At 68.3% G+C, this 26,031-nt stretch carries 22 protein-coding genes; 3 read left to right on the top strand and 19 right to left on the bottom strand.

Annotated elements, in window-relative coordinates; translation table 11 throughout:
* Nucleotides 1-96: 96 nt before the first annotated feature.
* The 3 genes from G6034_RS10955 to glnA all read right to left on the bottom strand — a co-directional run bounded on the left by G6034_RS10955 (nucleotide 97) and on the right by glnA (nucleotide 6,242).
* Nucleotides 97-297 carry a hypothetical protein gene (locus G6034_RS10955; protein ID WP_176635145.1) on the bottom strand — a complete coding sequence of 67 codons (201 nt, stop codon included), beginning with the start codon at nucleotides 295-297 and terminating at the stop codon, nucleotides 97-99.
* Nucleotides 298-1,839: 1,542 nt separating this feature from the next.
* Nucleotides 1,840-4,893 (bottom strand): bifunctional [glutamine synthetase] adenylyltransferase/[glutamine synthetase]-adenylyl-L-tyrosine phosphorylase, encoded by a 3,054-nt coding sequence (locus G6034_RS10945; protein WP_176635143.1) that lies wholly within the window; start codon nucleotides 4,891-4,893, stop codon nucleotides 1,840-1,842.
* An 8-nt stretch (nucleotides 4,894-4,901) separates the two neighbouring features.
* On the bottom strand, nucleotides 4,902-6,242 hold the full coding sequence (gene glnA / locus G6034_RS10940; protein ID WP_176635162.1) for a type I glutamate--ammonia ligase: 1,341 nt from the start codon (nucleotides 6,240-6,242) through the stop codon (nucleotides 4,902-4,904).
* Between the two features lie 166 nt (nucleotides 6,243-6,408).
* Here glnA and panB point away from each other — a divergent pair, with 166 nt between their 5' ends.
* Nucleotides 6,409-7,296 (top strand): 3-methyl-2-oxobutanoate hydroxymethyltransferase, encoded by an 888-nt coding sequence (gene panB / locus G6034_RS10935; protein WP_176635142.1) that lies wholly within the window; start codon nucleotides 6,409-6,411, stop codon nucleotides 7,294-7,296.
* A 75-nt stretch (nucleotides 7,297-7,371) separates the two neighbouring features.
* On the opposite strand, the gene G6034_RS10930 is transcribed toward panB, so the two are convergent.
* Both G6034_RS10930 and G6034_RS10925 read right to left on the bottom strand, forming a co-directional pair.
* On the bottom strand, nucleotides 7,372-8,400 hold the full coding sequence (locus G6034_RS10930; protein WP_176635141.1) for an SGNH/GDSL hydrolase family protein: 1,029 nt from the start codon (nucleotides 8,398-8,400) through the stop codon (nucleotides 7,372-7,374).
* 7 nt (nucleotides 8,401-8,407) lie between these two features.
* Nucleotides 8,408-8,572, bottom strand: coding sequence for an SPOR domain-containing protein (locus G6034_RS10925; RefSeq protein ID WP_176635161.1), 165 nt, complete (start codon nucleotides 8,570-8,572; stop codon nucleotides 8,408-8,410).
* Nucleotides 8,573-8,654: 82 nt separating this feature from the next.
* Here G6034_RS10925 and map point away from each other — a divergent pair, with 82 nt between their 5' ends.
* Nucleotides 8,655-9,533: a type I methionyl aminopeptidase gene (map, locus tag G6034_RS10920; protein ID WP_176635140.1), complete on the top strand. Its 879-nt coding sequence runs from the start codon at nucleotides 8,655-8,657 to the stop codon at nucleotides 9,531-9,533.
* Between the two features lie 46 nt (nucleotides 9,534-9,579).
* Nucleotides 9,580-10,374 (top strand): polyphosphate--glucose phosphotransferase, encoded by a 795-nt coding sequence (ppgK, locus tag G6034_RS10915; RefSeq protein WP_176635139.1) that lies wholly within the window; start codon nucleotides 9,580-9,582, stop codon nucleotides 10,372-10,374.
* Nucleotides 10,375-10,396: 22 nt separating this feature from the next.
* Here the strand turns inward: ppgK and nrdR are convergent, their stop codons facing one another.
* From nrdR to murC, 14 genes are all read right to left on the bottom strand, one after another.
* Complete coding sequence (gene nrdR, locus G6034_RS10910; RefSeq protein ID WP_176635138.1) at nucleotides 10,397-10,885, bottom strand: transcriptional regulator NrdR; 489 nt, start codon at nucleotides 10,883-10,885, stop codon at nucleotides 10,397-10,399.
* 91 nt (nucleotides 10,886-10,976) lie between these two features.
* The gene (gene hisD, locus G6034_RS10905; RefSeq protein WP_176635160.1) at nucleotides 10,977-12,365 is read right to left on the bottom strand and encodes a histidinol dehydrogenase; all 1,389 of its coding nucleotides are present in this window, start codon (nucleotides 12,363-12,365) and stop codon (nucleotides 10,977-10,979) included.
* Between the two features lie 30 nt (nucleotides 12,366-12,395).
* A complete protein-coding gene (locus G6034_RS10900; protein ID WP_176635137.1) occupies nucleotides 12,396-12,920 on the bottom strand; it encodes a hypothetical protein in 525 nt (174 codons plus the stop codon).
* Nucleotides 12,905-16,471: a DNA polymerase III subunit alpha gene (gene dnaE, locus G6034_RS10895; RefSeq protein WP_176635136.1), complete on the bottom strand. Its 3,567-nt coding sequence runs from the start codon at nucleotides 16,469-16,471 to the stop codon at nucleotides 12,905-12,907. Before dnaE ends, G6034_RS10900 begins: the two co-directional genes overlap by 16 nt.
* A 108-nt stretch (nucleotides 16,472-16,579) precedes the next feature.
* A complete protein-coding gene (locus G6034_RS10890; protein WP_176635135.1) occupies nucleotides 16,580-17,503 on the bottom strand; it encodes an RluA family pseudouridine synthase in 924 nt (307 codons plus the stop codon).
* On the bottom strand, nucleotides 17,500-18,189 hold the full coding sequence (lspA, locus tag G6034_RS10885) for a signal peptidase II (protein WP_176635134.1): 690 nt from the start codon (nucleotides 18,187-18,189) through the stop codon (nucleotides 17,500-17,502). Before lspA ends, G6034_RS10890 begins: the two co-directional genes overlap by 4 nt.
* A 227-nt stretch (nucleotides 18,190-18,416) precedes the next feature.
* Nucleotides 18,417-19,097 (bottom strand): DivIVA domain-containing protein, encoded by a 681-nt coding sequence (locus G6034_RS10880; protein ID WP_176635133.1) that lies wholly within the window; start codon nucleotides 19,095-19,097, stop codon nucleotides 18,417-18,419.
* A 145-nt stretch (nucleotides 19,098-19,242) separates the two neighbouring features.
* Nucleotides 19,243-19,545 carry a YggT family protein gene (locus G6034_RS10875; RefSeq protein ID WP_343038017.1) on the bottom strand — a complete coding sequence of 101 codons (303 nt, stop codon included), beginning with the start codon at nucleotides 19,543-19,545 and terminating at the stop codon, nucleotides 19,243-19,245.
* Between the two features lie 145 nt (nucleotides 19,546-19,690).
* Complete coding sequence (locus G6034_RS10870; protein ID WP_176635132.1) at nucleotides 19,691-20,203, bottom strand: cell division protein SepF; 513 nt, start codon at nucleotides 20,201-20,203, stop codon at nucleotides 19,691-19,693.
* A 91-nt stretch (nucleotides 20,204-20,294) separates the two neighbouring features.
* Nucleotides 20,295-21,083 carry a YggS family pyridoxal phosphate enzyme gene (locus tag G6034_RS10865; protein ID WP_176635131.1) on the bottom strand — a complete coding sequence of 263 codons (789 nt, stop codon included), beginning with the start codon at nucleotides 21,081-21,083 and terminating at the stop codon, nucleotides 20,295-20,297.
* Between the two features lie 56 nt (nucleotides 21,084-21,139).
* Nucleotides 21,140-21,886, bottom strand: coding sequence for a laccase domain-containing protein (locus G6034_RS10860; RefSeq protein ID WP_176635130.1), 747 nt, complete (start codon nucleotides 21,884-21,886; stop codon nucleotides 21,140-21,142).
* A gap of 66 nt (nucleotides 21,887-21,952) precedes the next feature.
* Nucleotides 21,953-23,131 carry a cell division protein FtsZ gene (gene ftsZ / locus G6034_RS10855; RefSeq protein ID WP_176635129.1) on the bottom strand — a complete coding sequence of 393 codons (1,179 nt, stop codon included), beginning with the start codon at nucleotides 23,129-23,131 and terminating at the stop codon, nucleotides 21,953-21,955.
* A 233-nt stretch (nucleotides 23,132-23,364) separates the two neighbouring features.
* Entirely contained in the window at nucleotides 23,365-24,546 is a 1,182-nt protein-coding gene (locus tag G6034_RS20305) for a cell division protein FtsQ/DivIB (RefSeq protein ID WP_176635128.1), read from the bottom strand.
* On the bottom strand, nucleotides 24,539-26,023 hold the full coding sequence (murC, locus tag G6034_RS10845; RefSeq protein WP_176635127.1) for a UDP-N-acetylmuramate--L-alanine ligase: 1,485 nt from the start codon (nucleotides 26,021-26,023) through the stop codon (nucleotides 24,539-24,541). Before murC ends, G6034_RS20305 begins: the two co-directional genes overlap by 8 nt.
* Nucleotides 26,024-26,031: the final 8 nt, after the last annotated feature.

Here is a 26,031-nt window from a genome sequence, read left to right as displayed (position 1 = left end):
AAACTGTGCAGGTGTCCGGATGGACCTCTGCACAGGGGTCAGGGATAGATTCTATGCGATTCGGCGGAAGGTGCGATAAGGCGCAAGGGGCCGCGTTTAGTCGGTTTCCGGGCCCCAGCAGTAGGGGCATTCGCGATCGCAGGGCACCATGCCGTGCATGGCCTCCCGCCCCGTGGTCTGGCCCGTGGTCTGGGTGACCGCAGGGGACGCAGGCGCCGGGCGTGCCTGCGGTGCCGGCGAATCGTGCCGGCGGGCATGTTGGGCCTGGGGGCCTTCGGTGGTGAGCAGTTGCGCCATGGCGGGGTCTCCTTTGACTCCTGGTTGGACTCCCCGCCGGCTTGCAGCGTTGCAGTCCGGGCGGTGCGGCCGGCCCTCCCTGGCCGGCGTGCTCTTAACGATAGTGTGGGCAGCGTCTCATGTGGGCAGCCCCACCCACAAAAAACTGGGGGCAAAACTGTGAGGTTGCCACGTGCGCCCGCCATTCCACGTGAAAAGCGCGGCCGGCCGGGTGTCCGGCCAGCCGCGCTTTCAATTTTCGTCGTTTACCCATGCGACCCGGCCGGAAACATCCGGGTCCCGGTTTTTCGCTAGGCCAGGGTGGTGACCGGAGCCGAATACGGCCAAATCCACTGACCCGCCAACGTCGTGGAATTCTGTGCCGAATACGGCCAAATCCACTGGCCCGCCAACGTCGTGGAATCCTGCGCCGAATACGGCCAAATCCACTGACCCGCCAACGTCGTGGAATCCTGCGCCGAATACGGCCAAATCCACTGACCCGCCAACGTCGTGGAATCCTGCGCCGAATACGGCCAAATCCACTGACCCTGCGAGACGGAGGAGGCCGCGACGACGCCTGTCTGGGCTCCGTTCAAGGCACCCTGCGGGGCAGCAGCTGACGCGCCGCCGATGCCAAACATCATGGCAATTGCGGCTAATAGCGCTCCGAATACGGCAATCCTGCCGATTCGTGAGCGTTTTACGGGTTGACTTCTAAGCATTGAAAACCCCTCGGATGGTAGTTTTTGCGACCGGCCGGACGGCCCCAAGTCCCTCCCCCAGTTGAGAACAGGCTTGGCAGGCATAATTCATGCGTATGCTCTTGTCTCTTACAGTGTCGGCCACCCAAGCACAAAATGTCCACCATTGAAAGCCGTGGAAGTGGCGTGTCCACCGCCTGGCGCTGTTCACAGGGCAGTCCCCGGAGCGCCACGGCAGGGTGGGCCACGAGGAAGGCGTCCCGTTCGACGCCGTTCATCCGGTGACGCTGCAGGGCGGGTTCCGCCGGGCCGGCTACCAGACGCAGGCCCGGCGGAAAGTTGCACGGCCATCCGGAGCGCAGCCGGGTGGGCTTTGACGCCGTCATCATTCACGACGGCTTCATCCACCCTCCCGTGCCGAACACCGCCGGGACGTGAAGTTTCTCGACGACCACGTGCCATGGCGTTGGCCGGGACGCCATCACGGTGTTCGCCTCCGACCGCGGCAAGGTGCGGCGGCGTGGTCGACGAGGTGGTGGAACTGCGCGACGTCATGCCCACCCTGCTGGACCTGGCCGGGGTGCCCGGGAGCTGTGCGGGGAAGTCCCCGGCGCGCTTCCGGATGGGGCACCGGGGAGCTCTTCGACCTGGACACCGGCCCGGGCGAACTGCACAACCTGGCTCCCCCGCGCAAGGACGCGCAACTGCTGGCGCTCTGGAAGGGGCGGCCCGTGGAGGCCCTCACGGGCCGCGGGGAAGGCTTTGTCCACGACGGCCCACGGCTGGCGGGGCCCAGGTGGTCACCATGCCCTCCCACGCCCGTGCATTGCTTCCGGTAGGCCCGGTCCCGCGGGACGCGCTACCCGTAAAACAACCGCTCAAAGACGGCCCTCGCCCGCCGCGTGAGCCCCAGGTAATCCTCCTCAAAGGCTGCGGCATGCCCTGGCTCGTACCCGCACCAGCGGGCCACGGCCTCCAGGTCGCCGCGCGCTGACGGCAGCAGGTCCGACGACTTGCCGGTCCAGATGACGTTGGCGTTGCGGATTTTTCCGGCCAGCCGCCATGCCGCGTCCAGCACGGCAGCGTCCTCGGCGTCAACCAGGCCCAGCCCATGGGCGGCGTGGAGGGCGGCTGCCGTCTGAGTGGTCCGCAGGGACGGTTCAGCGTGGGCATTTTGCAGCTGCCACAGCTGGACGAGCCACTCGACGTCGCTGAGGCCGCCGCGGCCCAGCTTCACGTGCCGGGCGGGATCGGCCCCGCGGGGCAGCCGCTCCGACTCCATGCGGGCCTTGAGCCGCTTGATCTCCCGCAGTTCCGGCTCACCCAGGGCTGCCGGGTACCTGACCGGGTCCACCATCGCGATGAAGTCAACGGCCAGCTCGTCGCTGCCCGCCATGGGCAGCGCGCGGAGCAGCGCCTGCGCCTCCCACGCCGAGGACCATCTGGCGTAGTACTCCCGGTAGGACTCGAGGGACCGCACGAGCGGCCCGTTCTTGCCCTCCGGGCGCAGGTCCGCGTCGATGCTCAGCACGCGTTCGGCCATGATGGCCGGACGGACGGGCTGGGTGAGCATGGACATCAGCTTCGCCACGATGTCCTTGGCCTGCTCCTGGGCCTCCCCCTCGTTGGCGCCGTCAACCGGGCGGTGCACGAACAGGACGTCCGCGTCCGAACCGTAGCCGATCTCCCGGCCGCCCTGCCGGCCCATGGCCACCACGAGCACCCTTGTCAGTGCCGGCCCGCCGTCCAGCACGTCGGCTTCGGCAACCAGCAGTGCGCCCAGCACGGCTGCCCGGTCCGCGTCGCTGAGCGCGGCGGAGACCTGCTCCTGGGTCAGGAGCCCGGAACAGTCGGCGATGGCCGTTCGCAGGATCTCGCGCTGGCGGATCAGGCGGATCAGCCTGATGGCGTCGGCCGGTTCCGGGTGGCGGGACATTTTGGACTGGATCTCGGCCCACTGCGTCTCGAACGTCAGCGGTAGAAGTTCCTTGTCATTGCCGAACCAGGCCGTCGCCTCCGGCGATACCTCCAGCAGGTCGGTCACGAGCCGGGAGCTGGAGAGCACGTGGCACAGACGTTCAGCGGCGGCCCGGTGGTCGCGGAGCATCCCCAGGTACCAGTGGGAGGTGCCCAGCGCCTCGCTGACACGGCGGAAGGCGAGAAGGCCGCCGTCGGGATTCACGCCGTCGGCCAGCCAGCCCAGCAACACCGGCAGGAGCTGGCGCTGGAGTGCCGCGCGCCGGCTCACCCCGGCCGTCAGGGCTTCGATGTGGCGCTGGGCGCCGGGCGCGTCGCGATAGCCCAGCGCCGCCAGCCGCGCCCTGGCCGCGTCGGTGGTCAGGGCCGCGTCCTCGGCGCTCAGGTGCGCGGCCGACGCCAGAATGGGACGGTAGAAAATGTGCCGGTGCAGCTCGTGGACCTGCCGCTTGACCCTGCCCCAGTCCGCCAGCAGGGACTCGGCGCTGGGACGCTTGAGGTTCATGGGCCCCGTCACAGCGCGCGCCAGGGCCCGCAGCTGGTCCGGTGCGGTCGGCATCAGGTGCGTGCGGCGCATGTGCACCAGCTGGATCCTGTGCTCGAGGACCCTTAGGTACCGGTAGGCGGAATCAAGGTGGGCTGCGTCCGTGCGGCCGATGTAGCCAGCCTTCATCAAGGCGTTGATGGCCTCCGTCGTGGCCCGCAGCCGCAGGGAGGCGTCGTTCTTGGCGTGGACCAGCTGCAGCAGCTGGACGGTGAATTCAACGTCGCGCAGCCCGCCCTTGCCCAGCTTGATCTGCCGGCCGGCCTCCGAGTCGCGGATGTGGGCCGTGACGCGCCGGCGCATGGCCTGCACGGACGCCACAAACCCCTCGCGCTCGGAGGACGTCCAGATCAGTGGCGCCACGGCCTTTTCAAACCGTTCGCCCAGCCCACGGTCCCCCGCCATGCCGCGGGCCTTCAGCAGCGCCTGGAACTCCCAATCGTTGGCCCAGCGCTGGTAGTAGTGCAGGTACGACCCCAGGGTCCGCACCAGCGGGCCGTCCTTTCCTTCCGGACGCAGGTTGGCGTCCACCTCCCACAGCCCTGGCTCGCGCTCGGGGGCGTGGATGGCTTGCGAGACGGCCGAGGCCAGCGCGCTGCCCACGGTGACGGCGTGCGCCTCATCCAGCCCGCCGGCGTCGTCCGTCCCCAGGCCGTCCACCTCGATCACGTACATGACGTCGACGTCGGAAATGTAGTTCAGCTCCCGCGCGCCACACTTGCCCATGCCGATGACGGCAAGCTTCACGGCGGCCACCTCCCGTGGCGGAAACTGCTCCGCCACCTCCGCGCGGGCCACGGCCAGCGCGGCGTCCAGGGCAGCCGCGGCAAGATCGGCCAGCTCGGCGCCCACCATCGGCATGATGTCCTGCGGCGAGGCGGCGCAGAGGTCCCGGATGGCCAGGGCCGCCAGGTGCCGCCGGTACCGGGTGCGCAGCGCGATCCGCGCCTCGGTGCCGGAAAGCGCCGCCACGGGCGTCCGCGACTCCGGGTCGGCACCCACGGCCGACAGCATCGAGGCCCGGAGCGCCGCGTGCGGGACGGGTGCAGGCTCCGGGGAGGTGGGCGTGTCCAGGACATCCAGGTGCTCCGGGTGGCGGATCAGGAACTCCACCAGGGCCTCCGAGGCGCCAAGCAGCCGGAAGAGCGCCTCGTTCGGGACGGCCCTGCCCGTCTCGTGATCCGCGGTGGTGAGCCTGCCGTAGGCCGCGGGGACGGCGCTGAGGAGGCGGACCAGGGACTGCAGGGCCAGGTCCGGGTCGTTGGCCGCCCCGAGCCCCGAGAGCAGCTCGTCCCGGTCGAGTCCGGCCAGCTCCGGGAAGCCCAGGAACCGCTCAGTTTTTTCCAGGTCGGAGAAGCCAAGGGTGATCAGTGTGCGGGTCAGCGAACTCATGGCCTGGCCTAGAGCACCCCCAGGTACCGGTTGATCTCATAGGGGGTGACCTGCAGCCGGTAGTCCTGCCATTCGTCGCGCTTGTTCCGCAGGAAGTGGTCAAAGACCTGTTCCCCCAGGATCGCGGGCATGAGCTCGGATTCCTCCATCTGCCGGACCGCGTCATGCAGGCTGGACGGCAGGGGGTGGTGGCCCAGCGCCCGGCGTTCGGCGTTCGTCAGGGCGCTGACGTCCTCCACGGCGGCCGGCGGCAGTTCGTAGTCCTCCTCAATGCCCTTCAGCCCGGCCCCGAGCAGCACGGCGTACGCCAGGTAGGGGTTGGCGGCGGAGTCGATGCCGCGGTACTCCAGCCGCGACGCCTGCCCCTTGCCTGGCTTGTACAACGGCACGCGCATCAGTGCGGAGCGGTTGTTGTGGCCCCAGGACACATAGCTGGGCGCCTCGCCGCCGCCCCAGAGCCGCTTGTACGAGTTCACGAACTGATTGGTGACGGCCGTGAATTCGGGTGCGTGCCGGAGGATGCCTGCCATGAACTGCCGGGCCGTCTTGGACAGCTGGAATTCAGCGCCCGGCTCGTGGAATGCGTTCGTGTCGCCCTCAAACAGCGAAAAGTGGGTGTGCATGCCGGAGCCCGGGTGGTCGGAAAACGGCTTGGGCATGAACGTGGCGTAGGTGCCCTGCTGGATGGCCACCTCACGGATCACCGTGCGGAACGTCATGATGTTGTCCGCGGTCGCCAGGGCGTCGGCGTAGCGCAGGTCAATCTCGTTCTGGCCCGGGCCGCCCTCGTGGTGGCTGAACTCCACCGAAATGCCGACGTCCTCGAGCATGGTGACGGCCGTGCGGCGGAAGTCCTGGGCCACGCCGCCGGGCACGTGGTCGAAGTAGCCGGCCTGGTCAACGGGGATGGGGATCCCGTCCGGGCCGGGCCTGTCGCTCTTAAGGAGGTAAAACTCAATCTCGGGGTGCGTGTAGCACGTGAAGCCCATGTCCGCGGCCTTGGCCAGGGTGCGCTTGAGGACGTTGCGCGGGTCGGCCGTGGAGGGTTCGCCGTCGGGGGTGAGGATGTCGCAAAACATCCGGGAGGTCTGTTCGGTGGCACCGCGCCACGGCAGGATCTGAAAAGTGGAGGGGTCGGGCTGGGCCAGCATGTCAGATTCAAAGACGCGGGAGAGGCCTTCGATGCTTGAACCGTCGAACCCGAGGCCCTCCTCAAAGGCACCCTCCACCTCCGCCGGGGCCAGTGCCACCGACTTCAGGCTGCCGACGACGTCGGTGAACCAGAGCCGGACAAACCGTACGTCGCGTTCCTCGATGGTGCGCAAGACAAATTCCTGCTGACGGTCCACTATGGCGCTCACTTCCCTTTGACTCATTGCGGATGGTTCGAACCCCTGCCCGCCGACCCGGCGGCGCTGGCGCTCACCTCGGCCGCAGGCCCTCAATTCATACTCTACTAAGTAGTCCCGGGCACCGAGGACTAAAATGCGCGCCGACTCGTAATAAGCTCTAGGCATGCCAACATCGAGCACCCCCGACCCTGCCGTTTCCGCCGCGCCCGTCCCCGCTGAGGTGGCCGCACCCTACGGTTCGGCCATTCCCGCCACGGCGTCCCGGGTCCGCACGCACCACCTGCAGGCGGCCAAGCTCAACGGCCAAAAGTTCGCCATGCTGACCGCCTACGACCAGTACACCGCGCAAATCTTTGACGAAGCGGGCATCGAGGTGCTGCTGGTGGGCGACTCCGCCTCGAACAACGTCCTGGGCAACGAGACCTCCCTGCCCATCACGCTGGATGAAATGATCATTTTCTCCCGTGCGGTGACGGCCGGGGCCAAGCGCGCCCTGGTGGTGGCGGACCTGCCCTTTGGCAGCTATGAACAGTCCCCCGGGCAGGCCATCGCCTCCTCCGTGCGGCTCATGAAGGAAGGGCTCGTGCACGCGGTGAAAATGGAGGGCGGCGCCTACTACGCACCCACCGTCAGGGCGCTGACCCAGGCCGGCGTGCCCGTCATGGCCCACATCGGGTTCACCCCGCAAAGCGAGCACATGCTGGGCGGCTACCGCGTCCAGGGGCGCGGCGACGCCGCCCGGGCCATGGTGGACGACGCCGTCGCCCTGGCTGAGGCTGGCGCGTTCTGCGTGCTCATGGAGATGGTCCCGGCCGCCACGGCCACCGCCGTGGACGCCGCGGTCGCCGTGCCGACCGTTGGCATCGGCGCCGGCAACACCACCACCGGCCAGGTCCTGGTCTGGCAGGACATGGCCGGGCTGCGCACCGGCAAGATGGCCAAGTTCGTCAAGCAGTACGCACAGCTGCGCACCATCCTCTCCGACGCCGCCAAGGCCTACGGCGACGAGGTGCGCACCGGCGCGTTCCCCGGCCCGGAGCACACCTTCTAAAGCCGGCCGTCCCGTCCCGCTCCAGGCGGCGCCCCGCTCCAGGCGGCAGGGCCGCCCCGGCCCCGTGGGCAGCCATCAGGCGGGCTGCGGGTCCCCACCCTCCCGGTGCCGCACCACGAGCCGCCGGACGGCGATGCCGTGGCCCCGCCTCCCGGACACCATGCTCACTTCCGTTCCCGAGTGGCGCGAGGCCCGGAACGCAAACCAGGCCAGCGGCCGCCGCCGTCCCTTTTGATAGACCCGGTGCGGAGCACCGGCGAGACCGCCGGCGCTGTACCCGGCGGCGGCAACCACGCTGGGCAGCATGACCCTGGCCGCTTCCGCATACCCGTGGACGGAGGGGTGCAGGTGGTCGGTGAAGAACATCTGTTTTCGGTGGCGCCGGAAAACCGGTCCCAGCAGGTCCGCCAGGGAAACGGTCCGTCCGCCGTTGCGCAACACCACGATGGTCTGCCCGGTGGCCAGCATCCTGCTCATCCAGTGCGCACCAAAGCGCAGCGGCTGAAGGAACACCGGCACGGTGCCCAAATCCGGACACGAGGCCAGCACCACCTGGCTGCCCCGGCTCCGCAGGCCGCGGACCGTCTCCGCCAGCGCGTCCAGTGACCGGCTGAAATTGCGCAGGTGCAGGACGTCATTGCCGCCAACGATGATGACGGTCACGTCCGGCTTCAGGTCACGGGCGTCCAGCGCCTCCATCTGGACACGCAGGTCCTCGGACGTGGCGCCGATAAAGGCGAAATTCTCCAGCGCCACCGGCCGGCCGGTGACCCCGGCCAGCCCGTCGGCAAGCATGTAGCCAACGGAGCCCTCCGGCACCGCGGCCCCGTAACCCACGGCAAGCGAGTCGCCCAGGATGACCAGCTGCAGGGGCTCCTGCCCGTCACGGCGGCCGAAATGTCCAGTGGCCGGTACGGTGTGCAGCGGCTCCCGCGGCGCCAGTCGTCCATACGCCAGGAGTCCCTCCAGCGCCGTCAGGATGCCGAGGCTGGCCGCGGCGGCGCCGGCGACGGCGGCGTACCTCCAGGCCCGCCGCAGTACACAGGCAACCGCCGGCCGGTGCCGGGATGCCACGGGGTCGCGCCCGTGGCGGGGTGCTTTCATGGCAACCTCAGTCGTCGTCCTGGGCTTCCCAGTCCTCATTGCGCTGGTTGACCTTTGCCGGGGCCGCCTCGGCCTCCTCGCGGGTGTTATAAGGACCGATCAGTTCCTTCCAGCCGGATTGCGCGTCCTGTTCTACCTGATGGGTTTTGACGTTGTACCAGTACTGGGGCATTGTTTCCTCCATCGTGCCGGGGCCGTTGTTGCCATCATAGGCCCGCCCCACAGCCGTGCAGCAAAACTTATAGGATGGTGCCATGTCTTCCACAGCAACCTCAGCGCCCCTTGGCACGCTGGTTCCGGGCACCGTCAGCCCGCAACGCCCCGTTCCCGCCTCCATCCCGCGGCCCGAATATGTGGGCAAGGCCGGCCCGGCGCCGTTCACGGGTTCCGAGGTCAAGGACGCCGAAACGCTGGAGCGCATCCGCATCTCCTCGAGGATTGCCGCGCAGGCCATCGTGGAAGTCGGAAAGCACATCGTCCCCGGTGTCACCACGGACCAGCTGGACCGCATCGGCCACGAATTCCTGCTGGACCACCAGGCCTACCCTTCCACGCTCGGGTACCGCGGCTTTCCCAAGTCGCTGTGTTCCTCCCTCAACGAGGTCATCTGCCACGGCATCCCGGACAGCACAGTGGTCCAGGACGGGGACATCATCAACATTGACATCACGGCGTACAAAAACGGCGTCCACGGCGACACGAACTGGACCTTCACCGTCGGCGACGTCGACGAAGAATCGCGCCTGCTGGTCGAACGGACCCAGGAAGCCTTGAACCGGGCCATCCGGGCAGTTGCGCCAGGACGGGAAATCAACGTCATCGGGCGCACCATTTCCGCATACGCCAAGCGCTTCGGCTACGGCGTGGTCAGGGACTTCACGGGCCACGGCGTGGGCGAGGCCTTCCACACGGGCCTGATTATTCCGCATTATGACGCCGCCCCGGCCTACAGCACCGTGCTTGCCGAAGGCATGGTGTTCACCATCGAGCCCATGCTGACCCTGGGCGGGGTTGAATGGGACATGTGGGCGGACGACTGGACGGTTGTCACCCGGGACCGCAGGCGCACCGCCCAGTTTGAGCACACCATGGTGGTCACGGCCACCGGTGCCGAAGTTTTGACCCTGCCCTAACCCTTTCCGCGGCAAGCCTTTGCCACTTTCACGTCTGGAGCCCTGCATGTCCAAGAAGCACCCGTCCACGCAGACTGTCATCGGCATCGACATTGGCGGCACCGGCATCAAGGGCGGGATCGTCGACCTGGGCAGCGGTGAGATGTTGGGCGAACGCTACCGGATCGACACCCCGCAGCCATCCACCCCGCAGGCCGTGGCCAAGGTGGTCAAGGAGATCGTCGACGAACTCATGACCCGCCAGCACGCCCCGGACGACGACGCGCCGGTGGGCATCACCTTCCCCGCGATCATCAGCCACGGCATTGCCCGCTCCGCCGCCAACGTGGACAAGTCGTGGATTGACGCCGATGTCGACAAAATCTTCACGCAGGAGCTGGGCCGCGACGTCCAGGTCATGAACGACGCCGACGCGGCGGGCCTCGCCGAGGCCCGCTACGGCGCCGGCAAGGGCGTCAAGGGCACGGTGCTGGTCATCACGCTCGGCACGGGCATCGGATCGGCGTTCATCCATGACGGCAAGCTCATCCCGAACGTCGAGCTGGGCCACCTGGAAATCGACGGGTTCGACGCCGAATCCAAGGCCTCAGCCAGCGCCCGGGAACGCGACGGGCTGAGCTGGGCAGAATACGCCGTCCGCCTGCAGCGCTACTTCTCCCACGTGGAATTCCTGTTCTCCCCCGAACTGTTCATCATCGGCGGCGGCATCTCCAAGCGCAGCGAGGACTACCTGCCGGCATTGTCGCTGCGCACGAAGATCATCCCGGCGGAGCTGGCCAACAACGCCGGAATCGTGGGCGGCGCCCTCCAGGCCGCCGTCCACTTCAAGCTCACCAAGTAGGACCGGGCGGGCGCCCCCGCTCCTATTTGTCCTGCGGTTGGTCCGGGGGTGCGGGCCGCCCGCCGGGGCACTCGCGGCGGAGCTCGTGGATGGACTTTTCAAAGTCGTCGAGGGACTCGAAGGCCTGGTAAACGCTGGCGAAGCGCAGGTACGCCACCAGGTCCAGGCGCTGCAGGGGTGCCAGAATGGCCAGGCCGACGTCGTTCGCGTCGATCTCCGCCGCGCCGCTGGCCCGGATGGACTCCTCGACCTCCTGGGCCAGCATGGCGAGGTCGTCGTCGGTCACGGGCCGGCCCTGGCAGGCCTTGCGCACGCCGCTGATGACCTTGCTGCGGCTGAACGGCTCGGCGACGCCCGAGCGCTTGGTGACCGAGAGGCTGGCCGTCTCCACCGTGCTGAAGCGGCGGCCGCACTCGGTGCACTGGCGGCGGCGGCGGATGGAGGAACCGTCGTCGGCCAGCCGCGAGTCAACCACGCGCGAGTCGGGATTACGGCAAAACGGGCAGTACATCCAGCTCCCTCCAGGAACGGTTGATGAAAGTCTAGGGCTACATATCGATAAATTACAATCACGTAACTACTACATGTAGTGGTTTCCGGTGTCAGGCGAACCGTGCCGAGACGGCGTCGCCGTGCGCGGGCAGGCCTTCCGCCTGCGCCAGCGTGACGACGTGCCCGGCCACCCGCCTGAGCGCGTCCTTGTTGTAGTTGATGAGCTGGACGGCCCGCAGGAAGGTGGTCACGTTCAGGCCGGAGGAGAACGCCGCCGTCCCGCTGGTGGGCAGCACATGGTTGGACCCCGCGCAATAGTCGCCCAGGCTGACGGGGCTGTAGTCCCCCACGAAGATGGCCCCGGCGTTGGTGATCCGCGCCGCCACCGCCGCGGCGTCCTCGGTCACGATCTCCAGGTGCTCGGCGGCGTAGGCGTTGCACACGGCCACGCCTTGTTCCAGGTCGTCCACCAGCACGGTGCCGGACTGCGGCCCGGACAGCGCCTTTTCCACGCGATCCCGGTGTCCGGTCCCCGCCACCTGGACGGCCAGCTCACGCTCGACGGCGTCCGCCAGCCTGGTTGACGGCGTCACCAGGACGGATGCCGCGTTGGGGTCGTGCTCGGCCTGGCTGATAAGGTCGGCCGCAACGAACACGGGGTTTGCCGTGTGGTCGGCCAGCACCGCGATCTCCGTTGCCCCGGCCTCCGAGTCGATGCCCACCACGCCCTTGACGAGGCGCTTGGCGGTGGCAACAAAAATGTTGCCGGGCCCTGTGACAACGTCGACGGGCTCCAGGGCGGCGCCCCCGCCCTGGGCCGTGGTGCCCGCGGCGACGCCGTAGGCGAAGGCGGCTATGGCCTGGGCCCCTCCCATCGCGTAGACCTCGTCAACACCCAGCAGGGCCGCGGCGGCCAGGACCGTCAGGTCCGGGAGCCCGCCGAATTCCTTTTGCGGCGGCGACGCCAGCGCCACCGAGCCGACCCCGGCCGCCAGCGCCGGCACCACATTCATGATGACCGACGACGGGTAGGCCGCCAGGCCGCCGGGCACGTAGAGCCCGACCCGCCGTACGGGAATCCAGTGCTGGGAGACGGTTGCGCCGGCGGCCACCGGAAAGTCGACGTTGGCCGGGCGCTGGGCGGCGGCGAAGGCCTTGGCCCGGGCAATGGACTCCTCCAAGGCCGCGCGGACGCCGGGGTCCAGGTTTTCCAGTGCCTCGCGCAGCGCCGCGGCGGGAACGCGCGGGTGCGACTGGGGGACGCCGTCGAACTTTTCGGCCAGCTCGGCCAGGGCGGCAAAGCCGCGGGAACGGACGTCGGCAATGATGCCGGAGACGGCGTCCTCGGCCGAGATGACGGAGGTGGCCGCGGTGCGCGGCACGGCGCGCTTGAGCTCGGCGAGCGTCAGCCGCCGCCCGCGCAGGTCCGTGCGGGCAAAGGCGAAATGCGGGCCCGCGCCCGACGCTGGTGCCGGACTGCCGGCGGGCTGGTTGGACACGGGGGTTTCAAGGTTGCTCACACGGCAAGTTTAGCGGCTGGGGCGCGGCTGGGGGACAAACGCGTAGGAGAGGAAGGTGTGCATGAAGACGGCGGCGGAGGTGGCAAGCGGCCACAGCAGCAGCACCGTGGCCGACCGCAGGGAGAACACCATGCTGGGGCTGGGCATGTTGTCCGGCGGCGTCTGGAACAGGTCGCCGGCAAACACGCCCATCCGCCATGCCAGGACCGAGCCCAGCAGCCCGCCGGCCAGGACCGCGAGCAGGCGCGCCGTGGCGCCGGCGGTGTGGCGGGTACCGGCGCGGATCAGGAGAGCCGCGCCGGCAAGACCGGCCAGCACGTCCACGCCCGCGAGCACCAGGTCGCGGGCCACCCAGATGGTGTAATCCTTGCCCTGCCCGTAAAAGGCGCCCCCGGGTGCCGCCAGCCACCACACGATTCCGGCCGCCACGCCCGCCGCCGCGGACAGGGCAAACCAGCGCGGCCAACCCACGGGTTCCGGTGCCACGACCCGGTGGGCGCTGCGCACCCGTGACACCGTCAGCCCTCCAGGCATGCCGGGCCCAACAGGACCTTGAGGTCGCCAAAGAGTGCGGGAGTCGGGTTGACCCGGTGGTGCAGCGGGAGTTTCATGACCTTTACGCTCCGCGTCCCGCTCAGCTGCATCTTGACCTCTGTGGTGCCGCGGTGCGTGCCCAGGACGTCCTTGAGCGCGAGCAGCACCGGCTCGGTGGCCTTGTGCTCGGGCATGTGGATGACCAGGGGGCCGGACATCCCTTCGCTGAGGTCCGGCACGGAAAGTTCCATGGCGTTGAGGGTGATGGCGCCGTCGTCGCGCTTCTGCAGGCGCCCCTTGATGACCACGATCAGGTCCTCGGCCAAAATTGTGGCAATGGGCCCGTACACCTGCCCAAAGAACATGACCTCCACGGAACCGCCAAGGTCCTCCACTTCGCAGCGGGCGTAGGGGTTTCCGCTGGTCTTGGCGATGCGCCGCTGGAGGCTGGTGATCATGCCGGAGATGGTGATGACGTGGCCGTCCGCCGGGCCGTCGTCGGAGAGCACCTGCGTGATGGACATGTCCGCGTTTTGGTTCAGAATCCCCTCCAGGCCCTGCAGCGGGTGGTCGGAGACGTACAGGCCGAGCATGTCGCGCTCGAAGGCAAGCTTGTCCTTCTTTTCCCATTCCGGCAGGTCCGGGATGTCCGTAACCAGTGCCGATTCGGGTTCCTCGCCGCCGCCGAGGCCGGCAAAGAGGTCGAACTGGCCCACGGCCTCGTTTCGCTTGAGCGTGATGACGGAGTCGACCGCCTCTTCGTGGACCATGGCCAGGGCGCGCCGCGGGTGGCCCAGGGAGTCGAAGGCTCCCGCCTTGATGAGGGATTCAATGGTGCGCTTGTTGCACACCACGGCCGGGACCTTCATGAGGAAGTCGGAGAAGTTCTCGAAGTTGCCCTTCTCGCGGCGGGCCTCCACAAGGGCGTTGACCACATTGGCGCCGACATTGCGGACGGCGCCCATGCCGAAGCGGATGTCACGGCCCACAGGCGTGAAGTTCAGCGCCGACTCGTTCACGTCCGGGGCCAGCACGGTGATTCCCATGTGGCGGCACTCGTTCAGGTACAGGGCCGACTTGTCCTTGTCATCGCCCACGGACGTCAACAGGGCGGCCATGTACTCGGCCGGATAGTGCGCCTTCAGGTACGCCGTCCAGTAGCTGACGACGCCGTAGGCGGCCGAGTGGGCCTTGTTGAAGGCGTAGTCGGAGAACGGCAGCAGGATTTCCCACAGGGTCTTGACGGCCGCATCGGAGTAGCCGTTGTCGAGCATGCCCTGATGGAAGCCGGCGTACTGCTTGTCCAGCTCCGACTTCTTCTTCTTGCCCATGGCACGGCGCAGGATGTCGGCCCGGCCCAGGGAGTAGCCGGCCAGCTTCTGCGCGATCGACATCACCTGCTCCTGGTACACGATCAACCCATATGTGCCGCCCAGGATTTCCGCCAGCGGCTCCTCAAGCTCCGGGTGGATGGGGGTGATTGGCTGCAGGCCATTCTTGCGCAACGCATAGTTCGTGTGCGAGTCGGCACCCATGGGCCCGGGCCGGTAGAGCGCGAGGACGGCGGAGATGTCTTCAAAGTTGTCCGGGCGCATGAGCTTGAGCAGTGAACGCATGGGACCGCCGTCGAGCTGGAAGACGCCCAGCGTGTCGCCGCGGGCCATCAGCTCGTAGGAGGCATGGTCGTCGAGTTCCAGGTGTTCCAGGTCCAGGTCGATGTCCTGGTTGGCCTTGATGTTTTCCAGGGCGTCCGTGATGATGGTGAGGTTTCGCAACCCCAGGAAGTCCATCTTGATCAGGCCCAGGCCCTCGGCCGTCGGGTAGTCAAACTGGGTGATGACCTGCCCGTCCTGGAAGCGGCGCATGATCGGGATGACGTCGATGATGGGGTCGGAAGACATGATGACGCCTGCGGCATGGACACCCCACTGGCGTTTGAGCCCTTCCAGCCCCTTGGCCGTTTCGAAGACTTTGGCGGCTTCCGGATCGCTCAGCAGCAGCTGGCGGAAGTCCCCGGCCTCCCCATAGCGCTTGGATTTGGGGTCCTCGATGTCGGCCAGCGGGATGTCCTTGGCCATGACGGCCGGTGGCAGGGCCTTGGTGAGCTGCTCGCCCATGCTGAAGGGGTAGCCCAGCACGCGGGAGGAGTCCTTCAGCGCCTGCTTGGACTTGATGCTGCCGTAGGTGACGATCATGGCCACGCGCTCGTCGCCATACTTTTCGGTCACATACTTGATGACCTCATGGCGGCGGCGATCATCGAAGTCCACGTCAAAGTCGGGCATGGAAACACGTTCCGGGTTCAGGAAACGCTCAAAAATCAGGCCGTGGTGGATGGGGTCCAGGTCGGTGATGCGCATGGCGTAGGCCACCATGGAACCGGCACCGGAGCCGCGGCCCGGACCAACCCTGATGCCGTGGTCCTTGGACCAGTTGATGAAGTCGGCCACCACCAGGAAATAGCCGGGGAAGCCCATCTTGTTGATGACTTCCAGCTCATAATCGGCGCGGGCACGGACGTCGTCGGGAATGCCCTTCGGGTACCGGTACTTCAGGCCCGCGTCGACCTCCTTGACCAGCCACGACGTCTCGTCGTCGCCGGGTGGGCACGGGAACTTCGGCATGTAGTTGGCGTCGGTGTTGAAGGAGACTTCGCACCGTTCAGCAATGAGCAGCGTGTTGTCGCAGGCCTGCGGCAGTTCGGAGAAGAGCGCCCGCATTTCCGCCGGGGATTTCAGGTAGTAGCCGCTGCCGTTGAACGCAAAGCGGGAGCCGCCCTGGTCGTAGGTGGGCTCCAGCAGGGTGGAGCCGGACTGCAGCGCCAAGAGTGCCTCGTGGGCCTTGGCGTCGTGCTCGTGCGTGTAGTGGAGGTCGTTGGTGGCGACCAGGGGGATGCTCAGTTCCTTGGCGAGCCTCAGGAGGTCCTTTGTCACCCGCCGCTCAATGTCCAGGCCGTGGTCCATGAGTTCGCAGAAGTAGTTTTCCGCACCGAAGATGTCCTGGAACTCGGCGGCGGCGGCCTTGGCCTCGTTGTACTGGCCAAGGCGCAGTTTGGTCTGGACTTCCCCGGAGGGGCAGCCCGTGGTGGCGATCAGGCCCGGGTGGTATTCGTTGAGCAGTTCGCGGTCCAGCCTCGGATACTTGCCAAAGACGGAGTCGAGCGAGGCCAGGGAGGACGCCCGGAACAGATTCCGCATGCCCTCGTTGTTGTAGCTCAGCAGCGTCATGTGCGTGTACGCGCCGCCGCCGGAGACGTCGTCGCCCTTTTGACTTTCATCCGTTCGCCACTTCACGCGGGTCTTGTCCGTGCGGGCGGTCCCTGGCGTGACGTAGGCCTCTACGCCGATGATGGGCCGGACCCCGGCGTCGGTGGCCTTCCGCCAGAAGTCGAAGGCACCGAACAGGTAGCCATGGTCGGTGGTGGCCAGGGCCGGCATGCCCAGGCGGTTGGTCTCCTCAAACAGCTCCGTCAGCCGCGCCGCGCCGTCAAGCATGGAGTACTCGGTGTGCGTGTGAAGATGGACGAAACTGTCAGTCGATGAGGAAGCCACCCCACCATCCTACGTGCCGCTCTGCCCTTGCAACTGGATGCCCGCCGCCGCCGTGGGCCGGGCGGTGCGGCGTCGGCGAAAAACCGGCCGAAAGTGGTGCGGCGTCGGTCAGTGCCCGCCGCGCAGGGACTTCAGCGCATACTCGAGGTCTTGCGGATAGGGGCTGGTGACGGTCACAGGCTTGCCCGTTGAGGGGTGCGTGAAGCCGAGCCGGTGGGCGTGCAGCCACTGGCGGGTCAGGCCCAGCTCGGCGGCCAGCTTTGGGTCGGCACCGTAGGTGAGGTCGCCCGCGCAGGGGTGCCGGAGGGCCGAGAAGTGCACCCGGATCTGGTGGGTCCGCCCGGTTTCAAGGTGGACCTCCACGAGGGAAGCCTTGCCAAAGGCCTCCAGCACTTCGTAGTGGGTGACGGACGGGCGCCCGTCCTCAATGACGGCAAACCGCCAGTCATGCCCGGGGTGGCGGCCGATCGGCGCGTCGATGGTGCCCTGCAGGGGGTCGGGCAGGCCCTGCACCACGGCGTGGTAGACCTTTTCCACGGTGCGGTCGCGGAACGCCTGCTTCAGGACCGTGTAGGCGTGCTCCGACTTCGCCACCACCATGGCGCCGGAGGTGCCAACGTCCAGGCGGTGGACGATGCCTGCCCGCTCCTGGGCACCGGAGGTGGAGATGCGGTAGCCGGCCGCGGCGAGGCCGCCCACCACGGTGGGCCCGACCCACCCGGGCGATGGATGTGCGGCAACGCCCACCGGCTTGTCCACGACGACGAACTCCTCGTCGTCGAGCAGGATCTCGAGCCCGTCCACGGGCTCCACCACGACGGCGAGGGGGTCGCGCCGTTCGGGGATGGTCACCTGGATGCTGGCGCCGGCCCGGAACTTCTCCGACTTGCCCACGGCCGCGCCGTCCTGGAGCACGTTGCCCTCGGCGCACAGCAGTGCCGCCGCGGACCGGGAGATTCCCAGCAGTTCGGCGAGGGCGGCGTCAATGCGGCGCCCGGAGGCTTCCCCCGGGACGGTGAAGGTCTCGGTCATGGCCGGGCTCCCCCGCCGCCGGACTCCCCCGTTGCCGGTGCCGAGCCGTCCTCCGGGACCGAACCGTCCCCCGCCGGCTCCGCGATGCCTTTCCGCCGGCCGCCCAGCGGGACCCCCACCAGGGTCAGCAGGCAGATGGTGATGACGCCGCCCACCACGCCCATGTCCGCCATGTTGAAGATGGCAAAGTGCGGGAAGGAAATGAAGTCCACCACGTGGCCCATGCCGAAGGACGGCTCGCGGAACAGCCGGTCCGTCAGGTTGCCCAGCGCGCCGCCCAGCAGCAGTCCCAGCCCCAGGGCCCACCAGAAGGATCCGATGCGCCGGGCCAGGATCACAATGAAGACCGCAACCGCGGCCATCACCAGGGTGAAGAACCAGGTGAAGTTCTCGCCGATGGAAAACGCCGCACCGGAGTTGCGGATGTAGTACCACTGCAGGATGCCGGGGATGACGGGCGTGCGCTGGCCCTCCACCATCGTGGAGGTGACCCAGACCTTGGTGAGCTGGTCGCAGACGTAGGCCAGCGCCGCGAATCCCGCCCACACCGATAGGAAGGCACGGCGCCGGGGCCTGGCCTCGGAGCCGGCCACCGGCGTGCCGGGGGGTGTCGTGCCGCCGGCGTCCGCCGGCGTCCGGCGCGGGCCGGGGTTGGGGGCTGGTTCTTGTGGGAGGTCGTTGCTCATGGTTCTTTCGTTTTCACTGCAGCGGGGGTTTGCTGCTGCTCAGTGTCGCTCGCGGAACTGCATGGTTCCCGGCGTGGGGACACAACAATCATAGGGCGCTGCGCGGCGGGTGGGGGCACCCGCCGGTGCCGGCCCAGTTAACGGCAGAAAGCCGGCGGTGCGGGAATTCCCGCACCGCCGGCTTGCCGGCCCCAACGTGGCCGGGGCTGATGGTCCTGCCGTGGCCCTTAGGACTCGGCGCCGCCCTCGGCGAAGTCGGGGGAGGCAACGGAGCCGCGCGCATCGAGGTCGCGGAGCTGGCCTTCAATGTAGGCCTTCAGGCGTGAACGGTAATCCCGCTCGAAGCCGCGGAGCTGCTCGACCTTGCGTTCGAGGACGGAACGCTGCTGCTCCAGGGCACCGAGCGTCTTGCGGCTCTTTTCCTGGGCGTCGTTGACGAGCGAGCTGGCTTCAATCTGGGCCTCGGCGATGATCTTGTCCCGCTGCTCGACACCCGCGTTGACGTATTCGTCGTGCAGCTTCTGTGCCATGGCCAGGACGCCGGCGGCGGATTCAACACCTGTTGCCGCAGCCGCGGGGGCCGCTGCCGCCGCGACGGGCGCTGCCTCAACCACAGGCTCCGGTTCCGGCGCCCGTGCGGGAGCCGTCGGCTTGGCGGGGGCTGACGGGGCGGTTTCCACCACTTCGGGAGCCTGGGCCGTCAGGGGGGCTGCGGCGGCAGGAGCGGCTTGGGCGCCGGTCCCGCCGTCGGCCAGCTGCTTGCGCAGTTCGTCGTTTTCCTGGTGAAGCCGGCGCAGTTCCACCACAATCTCATCAAGAAAGTCGTCGACTTCGTCCTGGTCGTAGCCTTCACGGAACTTGGTCGGCTGGAACCGTTTGTTGACAACGTCTTCTGGCGTGAGCGCCATCTAGTCACCTCGTTGGTCTAAGTAAGTTTCGAATCCGGCCGAAGCCGTTCAAACTACGGTACCTAATACAAATCATGTGATCTGCACTTGGGTTGTCTCGCTTTTACAATATAACTTTTTGGCGTTGAAAACTAACGACGCGGTGCTAAATCGCCAAACTCCTTGTGACGCTCATCCCAATGCCCACCGCCACCAACAACAGCAGGAACCCGATGTCAAGCGCCACGTTGCCGATCCGCAGGGGCGGAATGAGGCGCCGCAGCATGCGCAGCGGCGGGTCGGTCAGCCGGTAAATGAACGACGCGGCGACCAGGGCCGCCCCGTGGGGCCGCCATTCGCGGGCGAAAACCTGGATCCAGTCAAATGCCAGCCGGATCATGAGCGTGAGGAAGTACAGCAGCAGCAGCAGGTAAAGCAGCCCGAAAGCCAGGCTTAATGGATTTGACACGCGTGTGAACACATTCCCTTGAGAGCCGATGAAAGTGGAAGCGAATCCAATTAACAGTACCCGTTTTCCACAGCTACCGTATATAACGCATTGCCCGGGCACTTGGTGCCCGGGCAATGCGTTATGGCTGGCTTGGCTGCGACGGTCAGCTCTGGTTGAAGAAGCTGGCCTGGGTGTCCGAGATCTTCTTGTCGTCGCCCAGGACCTCAATGTAGGACGGGGACAGCAGGAAAACCTTGTTGGTGACGCGTTCGATCGAACCGCGCAGGCCGAAGACCAGGCCGGCGGAGAAGTCAACCAGCCGCTTGGCGTCCGCTTCACCCATGTCGGTGACATTCATGATGACGGGAATGCCGTCACGGAAGCTCTCACCGATGATCTTGGCGTCGTTGTAGGAGCGCGGGTGGACGGTGGTAATTTGACGCAAGCTTGCAGCCTCTTCCCGATTCGATGCGGCACGCTTGATGGGGGTTACCGGTGCCCGGTATTCATCGTCGCCCGCCTTGGGAGCGGCGGTCTCGGCCACGGGCGCCGGAGCGGGCTCGCGCTCCTCGGCCTCCTCGCCCTTGTGAATTGAGGGGGCCTGTTCGGCCTCATAATGCTCGTCACCGTCGGCGAGCCCAAGATAGATCATTGTCTTGCGCAGAGCGCCAGCCATGGTAGCTCCTCATTAGTTACGCGTTCTGTCAGTTAAGCATTGCGCGGGTGGGTCGTGTCAAACATGCCTGTTGTTGCCAACACCCAAAACGCTACAGCACGGCGGGGCGGGGCCCGAGTATATCGGAACCGACACGCAGGTGTGTCGCCCCGGCGGCAATGGCCTGTTCCAGGTCGCCGCTCATGCCTGCGGAAATGCCGGTGGCGCCCGGGTGATCGCGCACCAGGGCGGCGGAAATGCCGGCCAGCAGCGCAAAGGCCGCGGAGGGGTCGGAGCCGAGGGGCGCCACGGCCATGACCCCCGCCAGGGAGAGCCCCGGCGTGCCGGCCACAGCGTCGGCGAGGGCCGGGACGGCCGACGGCGCCGCGCCTCCCCTGCCGCCGGGGCCGGCGCCGCGTGGCAGCGCCCCGCCTTGTCCTTCCCCGCCGTGCGCCCCCCCGGGATGCCCGCCCCCGGACCGGGACAGGTCCACCTGGATGAAGCATTCCAGTGCCGCGCGCCCGTCCACGTCCTGCTGCGCGGCCATGGCCCTTCCCAGCGCCGCCACGAGCCCCGGCCGGTCAACCGAGTGCACCGAATGGGCGTACCGCACCACCGACGTGGCCTTGTTGCTCTGCAGCTGTCCGATGAAGTGCCAGCGCAGGGCTGGATCGGCCACCTCCGCGGCCTTGGCCGCGGCCTCCTGGTCACGGTTCTCCCCCACGTCCGCCACGCCCAGGCTGCGCAGCACCCGGACGTCGGCGGCGGGATGAAACTTCGACACGACGATCAGCGCCGGCGCGTCCGCCCGGCCGGCCGCGGAGGCCGCCCGGCGGATACGCTCCGTGACGAAGGCCAGGTTGTCCGCGAGCTGGGCGGTGCGGGAATCCGTGGTGTTCATGCGTGCAGTACCTTCACTTCGGGAACCAAGAAACTATGGGAGCCAAAAAACAGCGCTCAGGGGCGGACGGCGGCGAAGCCGATCAAGCGGCCCTCGGCACCGCCGTCGCGGACCGCCCTGCGGTGCGAGAACAAGGCTCCGACCTCGAGGGTGCATGCGCCCACCTGGCGGGCGGGCACGCCAAGCGCGGCGAGCTGGGCAGCCGCCGCGGCCGGCAGGTCCAGGGCGGGAGTCCCCCACGAGGTGGTGGAATGCGCGGCCGGTTCGACGGCGGACACGGCGGCCCGCATCCCCTCGGGCACCTCGTAGCAGCGCCCGCACACGCTGGGGCCCAGCCAGGCCTGCAGGGCGGACGCCCCGGCGGACCGCAGTTCGGCCACCGTGGCCGCAATGACGCCCTTTTCGATCCCGGGCCGGCCGGCATGGGCGACGCCCAGCACGGGCCGCCCGTCGACACCGGTCCCGGCAAACACCACCGGCACGCAGTCGGCCACCATGACAGCAAGGCTGGCCGACCGCGAAACCATGGCGTCCGCCGTCGGGCCCCGCGGCGGACACCCCGCCCCTGCCGCGGCCGCAGGCTCGGCCACCACGGCCACCTCGCGGCCGTGGACCTGGTTCATGTATTGCAGGTGGAGCGCGGACCGGGAGCCGGTGAGTTCGGTCAGCCGGGCATCCAGGGCGGCACGGCTGCCGGCGACGCGCAGGGGGTCGGCGCCGACGTGAAAGGCCAGGTTGCCCGCGGCGGCTGCCGTGAAGCCCACCCACAACCCCGGGCGGACCTCTTCAGAAAACCACAACACGGGCAAACTGGCCTTTCCACGCAGCCCGGGACTGCATTCACTTGTACTGCTCCGGGATGCGGGGACCTACTTCAGGAAGTCCGGCACGTCGAGGTCGTCGGAACGGTGGCCCGTGAGGTCGGGTTCCACGATGGCGGGCAGCTCCACGTCGAAGCCGCCGTCTGCCGGCACGTGCGCGGCCGACTGCTGGCCCCACTGGTTCAAGCTCGTCACCGAGGCGCCGGAGGAGGGAACAGTGGCGGGGGCGGGCGGTGCCGACTGCACGGCTGCCGCCTGCTCGGGGGCCTCGGAAGGACTGTCCGGGGAGTCGAAGCCCGCGGCGATGACCGTGACGCGGGCCTCGTCGCCGAGGGCGTCGTCAATGACGGCGCCGAAGATGATGTTGGCCTCGGGGTGGGCCACTTCCTGGACCAGGCGGGCGGCCTCGTTGATCTCGAACAGGCCCAGGTCGGAGCCGCCCTGGATGGAAAGCAGCACGCCGTGGGCGCCGTCAATCGATGCCTCCAGCAGGGGCGAGGCGATGGCGAGCTCAGCGGCCTTGACGGCACGGTCCTCGCCGCGGGCCGAGCCGATGCCCATGAGCGCGGACCCGGCACCCTGCATGACGGACTTGACGTCGGCGAAGTCAAGGTTGATCAGGCCCGGGGTGGTGATGAGGTCGGTGATGCCCTGGACACCTGAGAGCAGGACCTGGTCGGCCGAGCGGAACGCGTCAAGGACGGACACGTTGCGGTCGCTGATGGAGAGCAGGCGGTCGTTGGGGATCACAATGAGCGTGTCGACCTCGTCGCGCAGCGCCTCGATGCCATTGTCCGCGCTCGTGGCCCGGCGGCGGCCCTCGAAGGTGAACGGGCGCGTGACAACGCCGATGGTCAGTGCCCCGAGTGAACGGGCGATCCGTGCCACGACGGGCGCGCCGCCGGTGCCGGTGCCGCCGCCTTCGCCCGCGGTCACGAACACCATGTCGGCGCCCCGGAGCACCTCCTCGATCTCCTCCTGGTGGTCTTCCGCGGCCTGCCGTCCGACGTCGGGATTGGCCCCTGCGCCCAGGCCGCGCGTGAGTTCGCGGCCGACGTCGAGCTTGACGTCCGCGTCACTCATCAACAGCGCCTGGGCGTCCGTGTTGATGGCAATGAACTCAACGCCGCGCAGGCCCACGTCGATCATGCGGTTCACTGCATTCACGCCGCCGCCGCCGATGCCGACGACCTTGATGACGGCCAAGTAATTCTGGGGTGCTGCCACGTTAAGTGTCCCTTGTTCGTATCTTGCTTGAAGTTCTTTGGGTGCTGCTGGGCCGTGCAGCTTCAAGCTGTACTTGAAACCACGTAGCTTAACCTTCAACTTGAAGGTTATAGTTATGTCAACCAACTCTTGTGTGTGACGCTATGGTGCATCACGCCCGCATGCAATAACCGCCGCCGCGTGTCGTGCGAATCCACGTCAAAAAAGCGTCTCGGCGGCCCTTTGTGCCGTATCTAGCGTGTCACAGGATGGCGGGGTGCGCTGACGTCGTACACCCGGACCGGCGGCGGGGCGGGCTTGCCTGCGACAGGGACGGGCGCCGGGGCCGTGACGAGGGCTTCCAGGACCTGGGCCTTGAGCTCCATGTCCGACGCATTGCCCCACACCACGGTCTTGCCGTCCACCATCTGCAGCTCAACGGCGTCGGGGGACTTCGCGGAGGCGCTGGCGAGCTTGCCCAACACCGATTTTGGCAGGGTGGCCAGCACGGCCGTGATGGCGCGGAAGGTGCTCCCGCCCGTGGCGGCCGTCCCGCCGTCAATCTGTGGCAGCGGCACCTTCGACTGATCCGCCACACGGCCCAGCGGCACCCCGTCCTGGTCCACCTGGATCCAGCCCTTGCCGTCCTTGAGCAGCGCCACGGGCACGCGCTCCACCACGTGCACCACCAGGGTGGACGGCGGCCGCGCCTCAAGGTGCGAGGCCTTGATCTGGGGCACCGCGGCCAGCAGGGCGTCCAGGTCCCCCTGGGTCACCTGTGGCAGCGGGCGCCCCAGCAGCGGCGCCACGGCCGCCTGAAGGGTCTTGCCCGCCACCAGCTTGTTCCCCACAAAGGTGACGTGTTTGACGGCAAGTACGGGCGAAAACAAGGCCAGGCCCATGACCACGGCAAGGACGACGGCGACGCCCGCCACCCCCAGCCATGCCCGCCTGCGGCGCCGCTTGTGCGCCGGTTCGGGAAAGGCCAGCACGCGCGCGCCGGGCTCCCCTGCCGGGGTCCCGCCGGCACCGCCGCGATTCCCCGGGACAGGAGCCCCGCCCCGCTTGGAACCGGACAGCTTGGAACCTGACGGCTTGGAACGGGATGGCTTCGTGCTGTCGGCCTTGGGGCCGGACGCTCCGGTGCTGCCGGGCCTGGTGCTGCCTTCCCCCGGGGCCCCGGCCCGGGCGCCAGACAGTGTGGTGCCGGCCGTCCGGGAAGCGTTTGCCTGTTCGTCGGCGTGCCCGCCGGACGTCCCCGCGCGCTCCGGGAGCCCGGGCGCCGGGGCCTGTGCCGCGGCGTCTTCTGCGGGGACGGGCTCCACCGACACCTTGGCGCTGGTGGGCCGTGCGTTTGCGGCGGGGCCGCGGCCTGCCGGGTCTGGCGTCAGGCCGGGGCGGGAGCTGATGATGCGCGGGCGCCTCGGTTCAGCCACGGGTGCCGCCAGCCGCGCCGGAGTGTTCGCTGCCGGCCGCCCCCTGGAGGGCGGCCACCAGGGCCGGGCCGTAGGCGGTCACGTCGCCGGCCCCCACCGTCAGGATGATGTCGCCGGGCTGCGCCGCGGCGGCCAGCGCCGCCACTGCCGCGGCGGCGTCGGGCGCGTAGCCCGGCGGCACGGACAGCGCGTCGGTGACGAGCCGGCTGGTGACGCCCGGAATGGGATCTTCACGCGCAGGGTAGATGTCCAGCACGGCCACGGTGTCGGCAAGGTCCAGGGCGCGGGCAAACTCGGCCGCGAATTCCCTGGTGCGGGAAAACAGGTGGGGCTGGAAGAGCACATGCACCTGGTGGCCCGCCGCCACCGTCCGGGCGGCCGTGAGCGCGGCGGTGACCTCGGTGGGGTGGTGGGCGTAGTCGTCGAAGACCCGCACGCCGCGCCCCTCCCCCTTGGCCTCGAAGCGGCGGGCGGCCCCGCTGAACGTGGCCAGTGCGGCGGCCGCGGCGGCGGCGCTGACGCCCAGGGCGAGGGCCACGGCCACGGCCGCGGCGGCGTTGCTGACGTTGTGGGCGCCGGGCACCTGCAGGTGCAGCGGCACGCTGACACCGTCCGCGCCGTCGCCCAGCAGGCGTCCGGGGATGGCCAGGGCCGTGTCGGTGTCCATTCCGTGGCCGGTGCCGGCGGCAATGCGGATGTCGGCTCCGTCGGAAAATCCATAGGTGACGGTGCGTGTTCCGGCGTCCGCGGCCAGCGCGGCAAGGCGGGCCGATCCGGCGTCGTCCGCGCAGGCCACCAGCACGCCGTCTTCCGGCAGGAGCGCGGTGAACGCCTCAAAGGCGGCGAAGACGGCCTCGGCGGTGCCGTAGTGGTCCAGGTGGTCGGCCTCGAGGTTCGTGACCACGGCAATGCGGGGGCGGTAGTTCAGGAAGGACGCGTCGGATTCGTCGGCCTCCGCCACAAACACGTCGGCCGTGCCGTGGGCGGCGTTGACGCCCAGTCCCTGGACGGTGCCGCCCACGGCAAAGGACGCGTCGACGCCGGCGCAGCGCAGCATGACGGTGATCATGGACGTGGTGGTCGTCTTGCCGTGGGTGCCGGCCACGGCCACCACCCGGTCCCCCGCCATGGTTGCGGCCAGCGCCTGGGAGCGGTGCAGCACGCGCAGCCCGGACGCCCTGGCGGCCGCCAGCTCGGGATTGTCAGCCCGGATGGCCGTGGAGACCACCACGGTGTCGGCCGCGTCAACGTTGGCCGGGTCGTGGCCCAGATGGACCACGGCGCCGAGGGACTCCAGTTCATTGAGGCCCGCGGACGCCTTGGCGTCGGACCCGCTCACGGGCACGCCCTGGCCAAGCATGATCCGGGCAATCGCGGACATGCCGGCCCCGCCGATGCCGATGAAGTGAACGCGGCCCAGCTCGTCCAGGGACGGCGCCGCATAGGGAACGGGGGTTGCCTTGCTGTTTCCAGTCATGTCGGCGC

This window comes from Arthrobacter wenxiniae (genome assembly GCF_013376105.1).
GTDB classification, from domain to species: Bacteria; Actinomycetota; Actinomycetes; order Actinomycetales; family Micrococcaceae; genus Specibacter; species Specibacter wenxiniae.
The sequence above is the reverse complement of the archived record's forward strand: the minus strand, read 5'-3'. Positions and strand labels throughout refer to the sequence as shown.

What these genes read in the sequence shown, in the direction of transcription:
- G6034_RS10955 (WP_176635145.1), bottom strand. Translation starts at nt 297, where the DNA reads ATGGCGCAACTGCTCACCACCGAAGGCCCCCAGGCCCAACATGCCCGC.
- G6034_RS10945 (WP_176635143.1), bottom strand. Translation starts at nt 4,893, where the DNA reads ATGAGTTCGCTGACCCGCACACTGATCACCCTTGGCTTCTCCGACCTG.
- panB (WP_176635142.1), top strand. Translation starts at nt 6,409, where the DNA reads ATGCCAACATCGAGCACCCCCGACCCTGCCGTTTCCGCCGCGCCCGTC.
- G6034_RS10930 (WP_176635141.1), bottom strand. Translation starts at nt 8,400, where the DNA reads ATGAAAGCACCCCGCCACGGGCGCGACCCCGTGGCATCCCGGCACCGG.
- G6034_RS10925 (WP_176635161.1), bottom strand. Translation starts at nt 8,572, where the DNA reads ATGCCCCAGTACTGGTACAACGTCAAAACCCATCAGGTAGAACAGGAC.
- map (WP_176635140.1), top strand. Translation starts at nt 8,655, where the DNA reads ATGTCTTCCACAGCAACCTCAGCGCCCCTTGGCACGCTGGTTCCGGGC.
- ppgK (WP_176635139.1), top strand. Translation starts at nt 9,580, where the DNA reads ATGTCCAAGAAGCACCCGTCCACGCAGACTGTCATCGGCATCGACATT.
- nrdR (WP_176635138.1), bottom strand. Translation starts at nt 10,885, where the DNA reads ATGTACTGCCCGTTTTGCCGTAATCCCGACTCGCGCGTGGTTGACTCG.
- G6034_RS10900 (WP_176635137.1), bottom strand. Translation starts at nt 12,920, where the DNA reads ATGCCTGGAGGGCTGACGGTGTCACGGGTGCGCAGCGCCCACCGGGTC.
- G6034_RS10890 (WP_176635135.1), bottom strand. Translation starts at nt 17,503, where the DNA reads ATGACCGAGACCTTCACCGTCCCGGGGGAAGCCTCCGGGCGCCGCATT.
- lspA (WP_176635134.1), bottom strand. Translation starts at nt 18,189, where the DNA reads ATGAGCAACGACCTCCCACAAGAACCAGCCCCCAACCCCGGCCCGCGC.
- G6034_RS10880 (WP_176635133.1), bottom strand. Translation starts at nt 19,097, where the DNA reads ATGGCGCTCACGCCAGAAGACGTTGTCAACAAACGGTTCCAGCCGACC.
- G6034_RS10870 (WP_176635132.1), bottom strand. Translation starts at nt 20,203, where the DNA reads ATGGCTGGCGCTCTGCGCAAGACAATGATCTATCTTGGGCTCGCCGAC.
- G6034_RS10865 (WP_176635131.1), bottom strand. Translation starts at nt 21,083, where the DNA reads ATGAACACCACGGATTCCCGCACCGCCCAGCTCGCGGACAACCTGGCC.
- murC (WP_176635127.1), bottom strand. Translation starts at nt 26,023, where the DNA reads ATGACTGGAAACAGCAAGGCAACCCCCGTTCCCTATGCGGCGCCGTCC.